The organism is Streptosporangium sp. NPDC020072, assembly GCF_040631445.1.
Classification (GTDB): domain Bacteria; phylum Actinomycetota; class Actinomycetes; order Streptosporangiales; family Streptosporangiaceae; genus Streptosporangium.
Genome location: NZ_JBEYAB010000001.1, coordinates 153,514 through 168,395 on the forward strand (window position 1 = coordinate 153,514; position 14,882 = coordinate 168,395).

The 14,882-nt window shown below is 69.2% G+C and carries 12 protein-coding genes; 3 read left to right on the plus strand and 9 right to left on the minus strand.

The window, feature by feature from the left end; all coding sequences use genetic code 11:
* Window positions 1–78: 78 nt before the first annotated feature.
* Window positions 79–1,026, minus strand: coding sequence for a serine hydrolase domain-containing protein (locus ABZ470_RS00725; RefSeq protein ID WP_362909087.1), 948 nt, complete (start codon window positions 1,024–1,026; stop codon window positions 79–81).
* Window positions 1,027–1,200: 174 nt separating this feature from the next.
* Here ABZ470_RS00725 and ABZ470_RS00730 point away from each other — a divergent pair, with 174 nt between their 5' ends.
* The gene (locus tag ABZ470_RS00730) at window positions 1,201–2,598 is read left to right on the plus strand and encodes an MFS transporter (RefSeq protein WP_362909089.1); all 1,398 of its coding nucleotides are present in this window, start codon (window positions 1,201–1,203) and stop codon (window positions 2,596–2,598) included.
* A gap of 65 nt (window positions 2,599–2,663) precedes the next feature.
* Here ABZ470_RS00730 and soxR read toward each other — a convergent pair whose 3' ends face one another.
* The 3 genes from soxR to ABZ470_RS00745 form a co-directional block, all read right to left on the minus strand.
* A complete protein-coding gene (soxR, locus tag ABZ470_RS00735; RefSeq protein ID WP_352010603.1) occupies window positions 2,664–3,155 on the minus strand; it encodes a redox-sensitive transcriptional activator SoxR in 492 nt (163 codons plus the stop codon).
* A gap of 151 nt (window positions 3,156–3,306) precedes the next feature.
* Entirely contained in the window at window positions 3,307–4,602 is a 1,296-nt protein-coding gene (locus ABZ470_RS00740) for an esterase-like activity of phytase family protein (protein WP_362909091.1), read from the minus strand.
* A gap of 401 nt (window positions 4,603–5,003) precedes the next feature.
* Complete coding sequence (locus ABZ470_RS00745; RefSeq protein WP_362909092.1) at window positions 5,004–6,509, minus strand: aldehyde dehydrogenase family protein; 1,506 nt, start codon at window positions 6,507–6,509, stop codon at window positions 5,004–5,006.
* Window positions 6,510–6,750: 241 nt separating this feature from the next.
* Here ABZ470_RS00745 and ABZ470_RS00750 point away from each other — a divergent pair, with 241 nt between their 5' ends.
* Window positions 6,751–7,740 carry a helix-turn-helix domain-containing protein gene (locus ABZ470_RS00750; protein WP_352010600.1) on the plus strand — a complete coding sequence of 330 codons (990 nt, stop codon included), beginning with the start codon at window positions 6,751–6,753 and terminating at the stop codon, window positions 7,738–7,740.
* A gap of 435 nt (window positions 7,741–8,175) precedes the next feature.
* Here the strand turns inward: ABZ470_RS00750 and ABZ470_RS00755 are convergent, their stop codons facing one another.
* From ABZ470_RS00755 to ABZ470_RS00765, 3 genes are all read right to left on the minus strand, one after another.
* The gene (locus ABZ470_RS00755; protein WP_362909094.1) at window positions 8,176–8,397 is read right to left on the minus strand and encodes a BldC family transcriptional regulator; all 222 of its coding nucleotides are present in this window, start codon (window positions 8,395–8,397) and stop codon (window positions 8,176–8,178) included.
* A gap of 32 nt (window positions 8,398–8,429) precedes the next feature.
* A complete protein-coding gene (locus ABZ470_RS00760; RefSeq protein WP_362909096.1) occupies window positions 8,430–8,675 on the minus strand; it encodes a hypothetical protein in 246 nt (81 codons plus the stop codon).
* 1,048 nt (window positions 8,676–9,723) lie between these two features.
* Entirely contained in the window at window positions 9,724–9,939 is a 216-nt protein-coding gene (locus ABZ470_RS00765) for a hypothetical protein (protein ID WP_362909098.1), read from the minus strand.
* Between the two features lie 237 nt (window positions 9,940–10,176).
* On the opposite strand from ABZ470_RS00765, the gene ABZ470_RS00770 reads away from it, so the two are divergent.
* The gene (locus tag ABZ470_RS00770; RefSeq protein ID WP_362909100.1) at window positions 10,177–11,355 is read left to right on the plus strand and encodes a transcriptional regulator; all 1,179 of its coding nucleotides are present in this window, start codon (window positions 10,177–10,179) and stop codon (window positions 11,353–11,355) included.
* Between the two features lie 660 nt (window positions 11,356–12,015).
* Here the strand turns inward: ABZ470_RS00770 and ABZ470_RS00775 are convergent.
* Both ABZ470_RS00775 and ABZ470_RS00780 read right to left on the minus strand, forming a co-directional pair.
* Entirely contained in the window at window positions 12,016–13,527 is a 1,512-nt protein-coding gene (locus ABZ470_RS00775) for a sugar ABC transporter ATP-binding protein (RefSeq protein WP_362909102.1), read from the minus strand.
* Window positions 13,528–13,633: 106 nt separating this feature from the next.
* Window positions 13,634–14,752, minus strand: a complete 1,119-nt coding sequence (locus tag ABZ470_RS00780; protein ID WP_362909104.1) for a sugar ABC transporter substrate-binding protein — start codon at window positions 14,750–14,752, stop codon at window positions 13,634–13,636.
* Window positions 14,753–14,882 lie beyond the last annotated feature (130 nt).

Below are 14,882 nucleotides of genomic sequence, written 5' to 3' on the forward strand. Positions count from 1 at the left end.
CACCGTACGGGACCGGCGGGCGCGGCCCGGCCCAGAGCCGTTCCCGCCGGCCGTGCGAAGGTGTGGCCTGAGCGCGGTTCATCCGCCGGGAAGCAGGGCGGGCAGCACCACCTCCTCGATGACGAAGACCGGGGTCTCCTGGGCGTCGGGCAGGTTGTACCGGCCCGAGGTCACCACGACGACGAGCCCGAGGTCTGACCGTACGTACAGCCGCTGCCCCCCGTTGCCGACCCCCGCGACCCAGCCGGGCCCGAGAAACCACTGGTAGCCGTAGTCGAGCCCCTCCCCGATCGCCACGTACGGCGTGAGCATGCGGGAGATCCACGGGGAGTCCGACTCCAGGACGTACCGACCGATCCCGGCCAGGTCCCTGGGGGTCAGCCTGAGCCCGGAGGCCGCCGCCGCGACGCCGTCGCCGCCCCTGGCCCACTCGAAGGCCGTGATGCCGAGCGGTTCGAACAGCGCCGTACGCGCGAACTCCTCAAGCGGCACGCCGGTTCCCCTGGCGATGAGGCCGCCAAGAAGGGTGGAGGCGCCGCCGCAGTACCGCCAGGTCGTGCCCGGCTCCTCGACGGACGGCCGTTCCAGGACGTACCGGTAACGGTCGGGCGCCGTCTCCATCGCGATCTCGCTGTTGGCCGGGCTGGTGTAGGGGACGCTCTCGTCCCACTCCAGGCCCAGCGTCATCGTCAGCGCGTGTCCCACCGTCAGTCCGGTACGGCCCGCTAGATCAGGATATTCTGGGAAACACGCGTACAGCGGTTCGGCGGGGTCGGGGACATGGCCTCCCTCCAGGGCCATGCCGTACAGCAGGCCGACGACGCTCTTGGTGACCGACCTGAGGTCGTGGAGCGTGTCCGGCCCGAACGTGACGGTGCCGAGGGGGGCGTTCCAGGCGACGTCCGGCCCCTCCCCGTAGTATTCGAAGATCAGGTCCCGCCCGCGTGTCACGACGACGCCGTGCAGATCCGGCGCCCTGCCCTCACGCACGATCTCGGCCAGCGCGGCTTCCATGTCCATCGGCATGCCTCCCCTTGTACGGCCTGACACGGTGTCAGGGTCCAGCGGCCGGTGGCCGTCAGGGAAGGGCCCGTCGTGAGGGCGGCCTGAGCGCGGACCCCGGAAAACCCCCTTGACCTCAACGTTTGTTGACGTCCCACGCTTAAGAAATCCCGAAATTTCCCATTGAACAGGAGCGATATGCGAAAAAAACAGATCCTCGTCCTTGTGGCCGTCCTGCTGTCCACCGTCTCCCTGCCGATCACCCTGACCGGCGCCTCCGTCGCCCTGCCGGACATCGCCGCGGACCTGGGCGCGCGGCTCGCCCCCGTCCAGTGGGTGGTGAACGGCTACAACGCCACCTTCGCCAGTTTCATGCTGGTCTCCGGTTCGCTGGCCGACCTGGCCGGCAGACGCCGTGTCTACGCGGCCGGGGTCGCGGTGTTCGCCGTCACCGGCCTGCTGAGCACCCTCGCCACCGACATCGTGCTGCTCGACGTGGTCCGCGCCGTCGCGGGAGCGGGCGCGGCCGCCGCGGGGGCGAGCGGGGGCGCGCTGCTCGCCACCTCCTTCGAGGGGCGGGCCAGGACCCGTGTCTTCGGCCTGTTCGGCACCGCGCTCGGGGTCGGCCTCGCCTTCGGTCCCACCGTCGCCGGAGCCCTGATCGGCGCGTTCGGCTGGCGCATGGTGTTCGGCCTGCCCGCCGCGGTGGCGCTCGCCGTACTCTGCGTGGTGCCCCTGCTGCCCGAGTCCCGGGACCCGGCGCCCCGCCGCGTCGACACCGGAGGGGCCGTCACGTTCACCCTGTTCCTGCTCCTGCTGATCACCGGCTTCGTCGAGGGGCCCGACCTCGGGTGGACCTCGCCGCTGCCGCTGGCGGCCTTCGCCGCCTCCCTGGTGTGCCTCGCGGTGTTCGCCGGGATCGAACGGCGCAGGCCGGACCCGATGTTCGACTTCGGGCTGTTCACCGGCCCGCGTTTCCTGGCCTTCTCCACGGCGGCGGCGACGATCGTCTGCGTGCTCGTGCCGCTGCTGGTCTACCTGCCGTCCTACTTCACCGAGGTGCTGGAGATGAGCCCGCAGCGGGCGGGCGCCACGTTGATCATGCTCACCGCCCCGACGCTCGTCCTGCCCTCGCTGATCGGGCCGGTCACCAGATGGGTGTCACCGGCGGCCGTCGTCGTGCTGTCGCTGGTCCTGGTCGGCGCCGGGGCCGCCTGGCTGGCGCTGGCCGGGCCGGAGGCCGGGACACCCGGTCTCGCGGGACCGCTGCTGACGATCGGGCTCGGCGTCGGCGCCTCGATCGGGCTGATCGACGGGGTGGCGATCGGCAGCGCCCCCGCCGACCGGGCGGGCACCGCCGCGGGCATGCTCAACACCGCGCGGCTGGGCAGCGAGACCATCGCCATCGCGGCGTGCGGTGCCGTACTGGCCGCGACCACCGGAGGACGGCTGGCCGGGCCCGGCTTCACCGAGGGGCTGCGGCTGACGCTCTGGGCGATGGCGGGTCTCACGCTGCTTTCCGTGCTGCTGTGCGCGTTCCTGCTGCGCGGTGGCTCCGCCGTACGGCAGGCGGCGGAGAAAGGCGTTTCCGTGTGATTTCCGGAAGGCCGCGGATTACCCCTAAAACCTCCATGAAATTATGGCCGGGAAAGGGCGGCCGTTCACCGGCAGCACGCCGTATTCGCCTCCGCCCGTTTGGCCTCGCCCACCCCTTCCAGCAGGCGCCGCGGGCCGGAGCCCAGCCTGCCGAGCGTGTCGTCCGGGTTGGCCATCGGGCAGCGGTCGATCGACAGGCATCCACAGCCGACGCAGTCGGTGAAGTCGTCACGCAGCTTCTGGAGCTCGCGGATCCGGGCGTCGAGTTGGTCACGCCACCGCGTGGACATGCGCTCCCAATCCTGCCGTGTGGGAGGACGCGCGCTCGGCAGGTCCTCCAGGGCGGTGCCGATCTCGGCCAGCGGTATCCCCACCCGCTGCGCGACGCGGATCAACGCCACCCGCCGCAGTGTGTCACGCCGGTAGCGCCGCTGGTTGCCCTCCGTGCGGCGGCTCGTTATGAGCCCCTGCCGTTCGTAGAAATGCAGAGCGGATATCGCGACACCGCTGCGCGTGGAGAGTTCCCCGACACTGAGTTCAGCCGGAAGGTCACCCATCCTCCCCCCTCCCAGGCATCAATAAATATTGAGGTTCTCGCGCGAATATTACTCCAGCCGACGGCCGGGTTTTCCGGGGAGAAAGAACGACCCCCGTGGGCGCCGAGGAGGCGGCGGCCCACGGGGGTCGTCGGGAGAGGGGATTGCGGGGTTACCTCAGCGGGCGGGGCAGGCTGATGGTCAGGATGCGGCTGGTGACGCCGGAGTCGACCAGACGGCCGTCCGAACCGAAGGAGCCGAGGCCGAAGTCGTTGTCGTTGGCGATCGCGATGGTCTTGGGGCCGAGGACGGTGACACCCTCGATCTTGCCGGGCAGGCCGGGGATCGCGGCCAGGTCGACGGCCAGGGACTTGGTGGCGACGGTGACGTTCTTGGGCAGCGAGGCCTCAAGGGAGGGCTTGGTCGCCGGGTCGTCCTGCGCGCCGCCGAGGAGGTTCGTCGCCCGGCGCACGTCGACGGTGTACAGGCGGGCGACCGCGTCGGTGCGCTCCTGGAGCAGCAGACGGCCGGGGCTCAGCACGTTGAGGGCGGAGATCTTCATGTCGCCCTGCTCGGCCTTGGGGTCGAAGGTCGCGACGTTCTCCATGCTGTAGGCCCACTCGGCGGTCGGCCGCCCGGTGCGCAGGTCGACACGCAGGATGCGGGTGACGCTCGACGCCTTGCCCGTCTTCTTGTCAGGGTTGCCCAGCGGGCTCTGCACGGCGACGTAGAGAGCGCGCTCGGAGGGCGAGATGCCCAGCGCCTCGAAGCCGCGGTTCTGCTGGCGGTTGGCGAAGATCGCGGGAAGCGTCTCGCGGACCGGGTAACCCGTCCCGGTCAGGTTGAGGCCCTTGGGCACGTACCTGGCCAGGATCCGCCCGTCGGCCGCCACGTGCACCAGGGAGGGCGAGTACTCCTCGACCAGCCAGAAGCCGCCGCGCCCGTCGGCGACGATGTCCTCGGTGTCCAGGCCGTTCGGGTCGTAGGGCAGCTCGGCCATGCCGTCCCAGGTGTAGGGAACCTCGTCGTGGCCCTCCTGGTTCGACACACCGGTGATGGGCGTGCCGTCGGACGTCTTCAGCGTGATCGTCTCGGCGATCTTCGCCTTGCCGTTCCGTACGGCGACGCGCACGATGGCGGGCGCGAACTCCGGCACCGGGAAGGTGCGCCGCTTCTCACCGTTGATCTTCGGCTCGCCGTTCGGGCCCCGGTCGGTGACCATCCAGTACTCGCCGGGACGGCCCGCCGGGTAGAGGCCGCTGCCGACACCGCCCAGCTTCACACCGCGGTCGTCCTTGACGAGACCGCTCTCGAACTCCGCCAGGGCGGGGGCGGGCAGCGTCACGTCGGAGGTGACCCGCGGAGCCTTCTCCTTGGGAGCGGCGGCGGCGGGAGCCACGGCCGCGCCGGTGAGGGCGACGGTGAACGCCGCCGCGGTGGCGAGGGCGGCGAGGAGGGGACGTGACATGGAGCTTTCCTTTACGACCTGGTCTGTGACGAGATCCGGAAGCTATCGACGCCGGGCGACCTGAACCCTAAGCCCGGGTGAACACGAAGAGAAGGCGTACGGTGACACCGGACACATCGAGCCGCCTCCCACCTGCGATCTTGCTCCTCCACGGGCGGGATTTCCGTACGGCCACGGCCTCCCGGTTGACCCCTCGCGGGACAGGGACCTCCTCGCAGGGCAGGTGCCCATCCGAACGCGGCCCCTCTTCTACACGCCCCGTCCGGGCGCCGGGCGCCGGGCGCCGGAAAAAGGAGAGCCGGTGTGTCCACGCGGAGCCCACCGCGCGAACACACCGGCGTACCCGGCCCCCTACCCCTCGGTCACCGGGCCTGTCACCGGCCGGGAACCACAGAGGTTCCTCACCGGTCCAGGTTGACGAAGACTCCCTTGACCTCGGTGTAGGCCTCCAGCGCGTACGGCCCCATCTCCCGGCCGGTCCCGCTGGCCTTGAAGCCGCCCCAGGGCGCGGCGGGGTCGGGGACGTGCAGCATGTTGACGAACACCGTGCCCGCCCGTACGGCGGCGGCCAGCGTGTGCGCGGTCGACAGGTCCTTGGTCCACACCGAGGCGGCCAGACCGAACTCGCTGTCGTTGGCCCGCTCCGCGATCTCGTCCAGGTCGTCGTAGGCCATGACGGGGATGACCGGGCCGAAGATCTCCTCCCTGGCGATCCGCATGTCGTCGGTCACCCCGGCGAAGACGGTCGGCCGGTAGAAGAAGCCCTTCTCCAGGTCCCCGTCGGCACGCTGCCCCCCGGTCACCAGCTGGGCGCCCTGCTCGACACCGGAACGCACGAAGCCGTCCACGTTGCGCAGGTGCTCCTCGGTGACGAGCGGGCCCAGGTCGGTCGTGTCGGAAAGGCCGGGGCCCAGCCGCAGCGCGGCGGCAGCGGCGGCGGCCTTCTCGGTGAACTCGTCGACCCGGCTGCGGTCCACGTAGAACCTGGAGTAGGCGGCGCACACCTGGCCGCTGTTGAACAGGGCGCCCTGGACGCAACCGGCGACGGCCCTGTCGAGGTCGGCGTCGTGCGCCACGATCGTGGGGGTCTTGCCGCCGAGCTCCAGGGTGACCCGCTTGAGGTTGCCCGCAGAGGCGCGCATGATCTCCCGGCCGACCTCGGTCGAGCCGGTGAAGGACACCTTGTCCACCCCGGAGTGCGCCACCAGGGCGCGGCCGACGTCGGGGCCGCCGGTGAGGAGGTTGACGACGCCCTCGGGCACCCCGGCCTCGACGCACAGCTCGGCCAGGCGCAGGGCGGTCAGCGAGGTCTGCTCGGCCGGCTTGATGATCACCGTGTTGGCGCAGGCCAGCGCGGGGGCGAGCTTCCAGGTGAGGATCATCAGCGGGAAGTTCCACGGCGTGATCAGCGCGCAGACCCCGACCGGCTCCCTGCGGGTGTAGTGCAGGGTGTTCGGCAGGGAGATCGGAGAGGTCGCGCCCTCGATCTTGGTGGTCCAGCCCGCGTAGTAGCGGAAGTGCTCGGCCGCGCCCGTGACCGAGACGCCCCTGGCGACCCCGAGCGGCTGTCCCTGGTCCCTCGTCTCCAGGTACGCCAACTCCTCGCCGTTGGCCTCGATCAGGTCCGCGATCCGCCAGAGCACCCGCGCCCGTGCCGCGGGCGACATCTGCGCCCAGTCGGGGTTGCGCAGCGCCTTCCTGGCCGCGTCGACGGCGGCGTCCACATCGGAGGCGTCGGCCTCGGCCAGCTCACCCAGCGGGGCGGCCGTCGCCGGGTCGTAGGTCGTGAAGGTCCGCCCTGAGTTGCCGGAGCCCCACTCACCACCGATGAGCAGCCTGCCGGGCTTCTCCAGGACGGGAGAGTCGGGACCGCTCTCCTGCGGTCGCAGAAACGTCGACACTGCCATGTTCTCCACGGCCTCCCCGTGCTCGCTGTCGCCCTTCGACCGCCTGTAGGGACGGTCAGGATCAGTTGTACGGCGTCGCGCACCGAGCGGCCTTGTCTGTGACGGCACAGCACTTGCCTGTCACGCTCCAGCGGTTTCCGGTTACTGTCATGTGACAGGGACACTGCGGGACCATTGCCAAATAACGGCACGCGATGCACCATTCCTGCAGTTGGACGCACCGCCCCATGCAGGAGGAAGCATGTCGTCTCTACTGCGCACAGCCGACCTGCCGGCCCGCGAACGCGCCGACTTCTGGTGCTCGGCGATCTCCGAGGCGTTCGTGCCCCTCGACATGACCCTCGCCAACGGCGAGACGTTCCGGGGCCAGATGCGCAGCAGAAGCCTCGGCGTGATGCTGGTCAGCGACGTCGCGGCCGACGCCCACAAGGCCGAACGGACCCGCCGTCTGATCGCCAGGTCGGAGACCGACTACTACAAGCTGAGCATGCCGCTGCAGGGCTACTGCCTGGTCATGCAGGACGGCCGTGAGGCCCCCCTCACCCCCGGTGACCTGGCCGTCTACGACACCAGCAGGCCGTACACCGTGGCCTTCGACAACACCTGCCGGATGCTGGTGCTGATGTTCCCCCAGCGCTTCCTGAGGCTGCGGCCGCACGAGATGCACCAGGTGACGGCCAACCGCGTCTCCGGACGCCAGGGAGTCGGGGCGCTGGTCTCCCCTCTGCTGATGAACCTCGTCACCAAGATGGACGAGATCGGGGAGAACCAGTCGCTCCAGCTGGCCGACAACATCCTCGACCTGCTCGCCACCCTGTTCTCCGAACGGCTCGGCAAACAGGGCACACCGCCGCCCAGCTCCCCCCAGTCGCTCCTGCTGCGCATCAGGGCCTTCATCGAGGCCCACCTCGACGACGGCAACCTCACCCCGGACACGGTCGCCGCCGCGGTGCACATCTCGACCGGCTACCTGCACAAGCTCTTCAGGATGGAGGGGACCACGGTCTCCCGGTTCATCAGGGAACGCAGGCTGGAGCACTGCCGCCGCGACCTTGTCGACCCGGACCAGTGGACTCTCTCGGTCAGCACCGTCGCCGCCCACTGGGGCTTCGTCGACGCCGCCCACTTCAGCCGCCTCTTCAAGGCGACCTACGGCGTCTCCCCCCGCGAATACCGCCTCACCAGGGACGCCCAGGGCGGGATGGCGGTTTCTGCTTGGGAAACGGCGTAGTCCTGCCTCTTTGCTCCGCCTTCGGCGTCGCAGGTTGTGTCTCCTTGCTCCGCCTGGCGGCGGCGCGGGCTTGGGCGCTTTCGAGTCGGTGTCTTCCCTCGTCGCTCATCCGCTGCGCTCCTTCGCTCCTCAGTCCAGACACCGACGCGCCCAAGCCGACACTCCTCACGCACGGCACCGGTAAAGCACACGATCAAAACCCTCACGTTCGGGGCCGGTATCCAAAGCCCTCCCCCTTGGGGTTGATGCGTTCGGGCGGTTGCTCTGGAGCGTGAGCTTGGCGTCTGCCTCTCCAGGGTGGGCCGCGCAGGTTTCCTGCCAGGTCGCGCACGCTCTCGGTGGGTTCCCCGCGTCCCAGCAGAGACCGGGGAGGCCGATGTGGCGCAGGAGATCTAGGTCAAGTACCGGGTGCGCGACCTCACGGCGCCGTAGGGACTATCCGCCGTTGAGGAGGGTTCTGATGTCGCTTTCTCGGTAGCGGCGTTGGCGACTGGGGGTTCTCACCGAGGGGATGCGACCGGTCAGGGCCCAGCGGTTGACGGTTTTGGGGTCCACGCCGAAGATCCTGGCCACCTCGCCGGGGGTCAGGAGGCGTTCGGTGGTGTCCGGGCCGGTGGTGAAGGTGCCGTCGGGCGTGACGACCTTGAAAGGGGACATGTGATTCTCCTCAGGTCCCGTATGAGGCGGGTTCAGGTGCGGATGATGTGGGTGATCTCGTCCTGGCGGCCCAGGGCTTGGGCCAGGCGGCGGACGGTGGTGCGGGCGAGGACGTCACGTGCTCCGGCGGCGTGCTGAGCCGGGGTGACCGGCTGGTAGCGACAGGCCCACCACCGGGGCAGACCGGGCACGTTCCGGGCCTGGTATCTCCAGCCGCGATGGATGGTGCCGAGCAGTTCGATGAGCCGCTGCTCATGCTCGGGATCATGGTCGGTCATGGACGGTCCCTTCGTAGCCGGACAGCGATCACCGGCCATGCGAGAGAGTCCCGCACCGCGATCCACAGAGCCGGCTCGACCCCGGCGCCATGTCAGGAGTTCTCCCGGTTCTCCGGAGGCGCCGTGGGCGTGGGCGGTTTCAGAGGCTCTCCGGGAAGTTGAGGCTTGGTCTCTGCGCCCGGGAGCCCGGGGAGGGCTATGGAGAGCAGGTCGAGCAGAGCGCTCAGCGGGTTCTTCACGGGACTCCTGTCCGCGACGGATGGCAGGGAGGGCGCCCGGCCGGCGGGGTTGCCTGGCCGGGCGCCTGAGGAGGCCGGTCGCTCCGTGGTGACCGGCGCCGACGGGCTCCCCTTCCCCGATGCGCTCGGGAGCCGCCGTTGGGTGTGCGGCCCAGGCCCCTCCTCCTGGACCGCACGTTCACGGGGTACGGCGGGCAGGGGGTGGGATGAGTTCCCCGCCCGCCGTACCGGCTTGGAAGATCACGCCTCGGAAAGCGGTCGGGGACGGTCCGGCGCTCGGGACCGAGGATCGCCACGCTCGCCCAGGGGCGGTACGGCTCCGCGCCGAACAGCCGGGAGTCGGGTTCCGCCGCGTTCGGCCAAGGGCGGTACGGCGTCACGCCGGACATCCGAGGCCGGGCGTCGCCGTACCCGCTCGGGGGGCCGTGCCCGCTCAGGGGCTCGCCCCTGCCCGGAAGGCCCTGCCTGCCCGGGAGGCCGTACCTGCCCGGGAGGTCCTGCCTGTTCAGGAGGTCGTGTCTGCCCGGGGATGGGTGGGAGGGTCCGCCGGATGAGGGTGGTCTCCACCTGGTGGATCTGTTGCCGAAGCCCTTCTGCGTCGGGGTCGGAGACGATGAGTGGTTCGGGGGTCGGCCAGGCCGCGATGGCGTAGAAGCGGCGCCGGCCCAGGCTGTAGAACACGCTCCATCCCTGGATGGAACGGTCCATATTTTCCGCCTCGGAACGGGCGGGGCCGTCCCACAGCCGCCGGTACACCTGTGTGAGCGGTTGCCCGTCCCGGTGCCGCCCGCTGTGCCGGGGTCGTCCGATCACGACGCGACTCCCCGGGCGATCTCCTCCTGGTGTTCGACGACGGCCCGAATCTCGTCGAAGGTGTCGGCGTCCACATCCGGTTCGGCCCCGGCCCTTCGTGCCGCATCGGAGAAAGGCTTCCGGCGAAAAGCCCAGAAACGGCTCTGATCACTGAGAATCAGCCGCCAGCCCGGGATGGTCGGTGAAGGCGCAGTGGCCTTACCATCGTTCACGATCGCACCTCCGTTGCGATCAGGAACCCCACACGGCCTGCCAGTCTGTGGGGTTCCGCTTTCAGACGACTTCATGAGATCGCAGCGAAAGCATGTGCGCCTAGTCGGGGACGGAGGAAACTAGAGGAAAGAGCCTTTCCCCTTCCCGGAAGAGGTGCACCCGTGGCTGACGAAATTCCCCCCTGGGCTGCGCGACTACGCGATGAGCGGCGCAGTCGTCAGTGGTCACAGCGGGACATGGCCAAACGGCTGATGGAGGTCGCCAACGAGGAAACTCGACGCTCCCTTCCCTTACGGGAGAGCATTGTCCGAAATATCGGAAATTGGGAAGCGGGAAAACATGAACCCAAAGACCCCTATCGTGTCCTGTATGCACACGCTTTCGGGATTGCCGAAGACCGCTTGTTCAGCGATCCATACAAAAGGCCCCGTAGGACGCCCGAAGAGATCCTGGCGCGGGTTCTACCAGAGGGAGATCCCAAGGCGTTGCTCACCACCGGGACGGGGCGCCGGATCAGCATGGGCGCCGTCACCGACCTTTCAGCGCGCGTCCACGGCCTGAGACTGGCTGACGACGTCCTCGCCGGAGGCGACCTCATCGAACCAGCGTTCCGTGAACTGGACACCGCCGTACGGCTCTACCGGGAGACGGTTCACACCGAAGAAGTGGGCCGGTCACTACTCGTCAGCGTCGGAGAGTTCGCCCAGATCGCCGGATGGGTCGCCAGCGACGCCGGGCGCCACGAACAGGCAGCTCAGGCCTACCGGCTCGGTATCAACGCGACGCGGGAAGCCGGAGACGCCGCCCTGGAGTCCTACCTCCTGGGGTCTCTGGCCTACCAGATAACCAACACCGGTGATCCCGGCGAGGGCGTCCAACTCGCCCACGCGACGTTGAAGACCGCCGAACGACACCCTTCACCTGGGGTACGCGCGCTCGCCTGGGATCGGTTGGCCTGGGCCCACACTCGTGTGGGAGAGGCTCAAGCCGCGATGAAGGCACTCGGGCAAGCCGCCACGGCGTTCGCCGTCGGCTCTCGGGATGCTGACCCTCCTTACGTCTACTGGGTGAACACCGGAGAACTCCAGATCATGGAGGCCCGGGTATACACCGAATTGGGCCGACCGCTCAGGGCGGTGCCCCTGCTGGTTGACGTGCTCGGCCGCTACGACGCCTCACACACCCGGGAACTTGCCCTCTATCTGTCGTGGCTCGCGGTCGCCCTGGCAGACGGTGGCGAACCAGAGGAAGCCGTTCGTGTGGCATGGCGCATGCTGAATCTGTCGGGAGAGGTGGTCAGCGACCGGCTCGCCCGGCGTTCCCGCGTCATCCTGGAGCATCTTCAGCCGTATCGCGACCTTCCCGAGGTGCGGGAGTTGTTCGCCCATCATCCGATGCCGCCGAACAACAGATGATCGCTCAGTCCGATCCCCTCCCAGCATGACGACGCCCCGCCGGTCAGTGATCGGCGGGGCGTGCTCTTGCGGATCACCGGTGAGCCCTCCGAGCCGTAGACCTGCAAGAATCCCCAGTTCGGGAAGGACCCCCAAAGCCCGCATGTCAATCATGCGGGTAGATCCCAGGTTGGGCCGGTGGAATCGCCGAGCCATACGTACTGGCGTTCGCGGGTGGCGGTGAGGCCGAAGGCGGACTGGTGCGGTGATCCGGCCTCCTGCCACAGCAGTACGGCCTCCTTCACCGCGTCCCACAGCCGAACCGGACCGTGCTGGTGGACGATCCACCCGCCACCCGGGGCGGGTCTGGTGTCGGCGCGGGAACCGGTGGCGACGTCCAGCAGGATCGTCGTCTCCCCCGCTGACGAACGCTGGCCTGTCCGTCGACAGCCTCAAGCGCGACGTCGAAGCACCCGAACAGAAGGTCAAGACGATCCTGATACCGGCGGAACAGGCCGGGTTGCCGGAGGGTGGTGAGTCAGCGCGCAGAGTCTCGGGCGTCCTTCCTGCCCGCCGTACGGAAGCGCTACGGTCGCTCGGCTCGATACGAGCATGACGACGCCCCGCCGGTTGGCCGGCGGGGCGTTCGCGGTCTCCACTCACCCAGAAAATCCAGAAAAATCAGGATTCGCCGGTGTTCATGGTTTCCAGGATGTTGTGCTGGGTCAGGGATTCGCCTTCGAGGATGGCCGCCACCCTGCCCCGGTAGAAGACCGCCACCCGGTCACACAGGGAGGCCAGTTCCTCCACGTCGGTCGAGCAGAGCATCGTGACGGTCCCCGTCTGGGTGGCCGAACGGATCAGCGTGTGCATCTCGGCCTTGGCGCCCACGTCGACGCCCCGGGTTGGGTCGTCGAGCAGCAGCACGGAGGGGTCGGCGTCGAGCCACTTGGCGAGCACGACCTTCTGCTGGTTGCCACCGGAGAGCAGGCCGGTGCGCTGGTCGACGCTGGAACAGCGCAGGCTCATCCGTTCGCCGTGGTCACGGGCCCGGGTGCGCAGGGCCGTACGGCGCAGGAAGAGTCCGTCGCGGTTGAGGGCCACGGCCCGCACCTGGGCGATGTTCTCCCAGATGGGCTTGTCCAGCATGAGGCCGAACCTGCGGCGGTCGCCGGAGACGACGGCGACGCCCGCCGCGATGCTGCGGCGCAGCCCGTTGGGGGCGCGGCGTCCTGAGGGGAGCCGCACCTCGCCGCTGTCGGCTCTGCGCAGGCCCGCGACCAGTTCGAGCGTCGCCTGGTGCCCGGAGCCGGCCAGGCCCGCCAGGCCGAGGATCTCCCCGGGCCGTACGGTCAGCGACACCTCGGACAGCGCGCCCCGCGATCCGGCGTTCACGATCCTCAGCTCGCCGCCCGCCGTACCGGCCGTCTCGGGGGAGGCCGTGAGCGTCGCCTTCTCCTGGACCTGGACGGTCTTGTCCCCCAGCATGGCCGTGACCACCTCGGCCATGGACAGCGACTTCCTGTCCTGGGCCTCCATGACGACCTGGCCGTTGCGCAGGACGGTGATGACGTCGCTGAGCGCCATGACCTCTTCGAGGATGTGCGAGACGAAGACGACGCCGACCTGGTGTTCGCGCAGGACCCGTACGACGTTCAGCAGCCGGTCGGCGCTGGCCTGTTCGAGCGCGGAGGTCGGCTCGTCAAGGATCAGGACGCGCGGCTTGGTCAGCAGCGCCCTGGCGATCTCGACGAGCTGGCGCTGCGCCAGGGAGAGGTCGCCGAGCCTGGTCCTGACCGGGACGTTCAGGCCGAGCTGGTCGAGCACCGGGGCGGCGGCCTCCGCCATGGCCCTGCGGTCGAGGAAGGGTCCTCTGCGCGGGCCGGTCACCGGGTAGAGGTTGGCCAGGATGTCCAGGTCGGGGAAGAGGTTGAGCTCCTGGGACACGACGGCGACGCCGTGCCGCGCGGCGTCACCGGTGTTGCGGAAGCGCACCTGCTTGCCGTTGAGGGTGATACCGCCCCGGTCGGGGGTCACCGCACCGGACATGATCTTGATCAGCGTCGACTTGCCCGCGCCGTTCTCACCGAGGAGGGCGTGGACGGAGCCCGCCTCGATGTGAATGCCCGCGTCCTTGAGGGCGACGACGCCCCCGTACGTCTTGCCGATGTTCCTGGCCTCCAGGATCGCCATGGTGTGCGCTCCTCCTACTGCGGATGCTGCGGGCTGACTGTCGGGGAGAGGGGGTACGGCGGGGCGGCCGGGCCGAAAGAGCGGGGTGGCCGACCGCCCCGCGGAATCAGTTGGCCTGTCCGATGGGCTTGAGGTAGGTGTTCGGGTCGGCGAGCTGCTTGTCCACGACCGCCTTGAAGTAGGCGGCCCGGCTGGTCTCGTCGGTCTGCCGCTTGATGATCTCGTCCACGTTGTCCTTGTTCACGACCAGCGTGCCGGGGTTCCACCAGCCGGTCGGCACCGGCTTGCCGGTCCGCTTGCTGTCGATGAGCAGGCGCATCGCGATGTAGCCCTTGAGCCAGTGCTCGGGCGAGGAGAGCGCGAACAGCTGGCCCTTCTTGACGGCCTGCAGCGCCTCCGGCGGGATGTCCGCCGAGCCCGCGAGGAAGTCACGGCCGGTCTGCTGCTTGATCAGCGGCAGCGAGACGCCGTCCTGGCCGCCGACGCCGAGGAAGGCGATGGCCTTCGGGTTGGCCTTGACGATGCCCTGCCAGGCGTTGAAGTTGTCGGTCGGCTCGGACTTGGCGTCGAACGGGCCCTTGATCGTCAGCTTGGGACGCTTGGCCTTGATGACCGAGACGAGCCCCTCGATGCGCTGGTTGAGCAGCTGGAGGCCGGGGATGTCGTTGCCGATCACGACGTCGCCGGTGGCGTCCTCGGGCACGTGCTTGATGAACTCCTCACCGAGCGCGACGCCCAGCTCGGTGTTGCTGTTGCCGACGAAGAGGCCGACCTTGGTCCCGGGCGGGGGCGCGGTGTCCACGGCGGCCATCGGGATGTTCTGGTCGGTCGCCTGGTTGATCGGCCGGACGAACAGGTCGGGGGTGAGGGTCTCCAGGCCGATGCCGTCGGGGGAGTTCCTGATCGCGGACTGGAAGAGCTGGACCTGGGCGGGGCCGTTGACCCCGACGGGGGCGGCCTGGTTGAGGGTGACGTTGCCGTCCTGGTCGGCGGCGGCCTTGGCGCCGAACGCCATCTCCTGGAACGGGTTCTGGGTGGACGTGGCGTAGATGAAGCCCATCTTCAGGGGCTTCTTGGCGTCCCCTCCCCCGCTCGCGCCCGCCGTCTCCTGCGAACCGGACGGGCCGGACGGGCCAGAGGAACAGGCCGTGAGCGCGATGGCCGAGGCGGTGAGAATCGACAGGGCGGTGAACGTACGGCGGCGGCGCCTCGGTCCAGCGGTCATGGGTTGGCTCCTCTTAATTTCTATTTTTATGGGATAAATCAGGTTTCTCCGGATAGCCGAGTTCGGCTCACCGGGTTTTGTTAGAGGTGGATGGAACAGTCCCCACAGGCCGTTCCCCGCGGGTCCCCGC

Coding starts and splice junctions, on each gene's coding strand:
- ABZ470_RS00725 (WP_362909087.1), bottom strand. CDS start 1,026: ATGCCGATGGACATGGAAGCCGCGCTGGCCGAGATCGTGCGTGAGGGC.
- ABZ470_RS00730 (WP_362909089.1), top strand. CDS start 1,201: ATGCGAAAAAAACAGATCCTCGTCCTTGTGGCCGTCCTGCTGTCCACC.
- soxR (WP_352010603.1), bottom strand. CDS start 3,155: ATGGGTGACCTTCCGGCTGAACTCAGTGTCGGGGAACTCTCCACGCGC.
- ABZ470_RS00740 (WP_362909091.1), bottom strand. CDS start 4,602: ATGTCACGTCCCCTCCTCGCCGCCCTCGCCACCGCGGCGGCGTTCACC.
- ABZ470_RS00745 (WP_362909092.1), bottom strand. CDS start 6,509: ATGGCAGTGTCGACGTTTCTGCGACCGCAGGAGAGCGGTCCCGACTCT.
- ABZ470_RS00750 (WP_352010600.1), top strand. CDS start 6,751: ATGTCGTCTCTACTGCGCACAGCCGACCTGCCGGCCCGCGAACGCGCC.
- ABZ470_RS00755 (WP_362909094.1), bottom strand. CDS start 8,397: ATGTCCCCTTTCAAGGTCGTCACGCCCGACGGCACCTTCACCACCGGC.
- ABZ470_RS00760 (WP_362909096.1), bottom strand. CDS start 8,675: ATGACCGACCATGATCCCGAGCATGAGCAGCGGCTCATCGAACTGCTC.
- ABZ470_RS00770 (WP_362909100.1), top strand. CDS start 10,177: ATGGCCAAACGGCTGATGGAGGTCGCCAACGAGGAAACTCGACGCTCC.
- ABZ470_RS00775 (WP_362909102.1), bottom strand. CDS start 13,527: ATGGCGATCCTGGAGGCCAGGAACATCGGCAAGACGTACGGGGGCGTC.
- ABZ470_RS00780 (WP_362909104.1), bottom strand. CDS start 14,752: ATGACCGCTGGACCGAGGCGCCGCCGCCGTACGTTCACCGCCCTGTCG.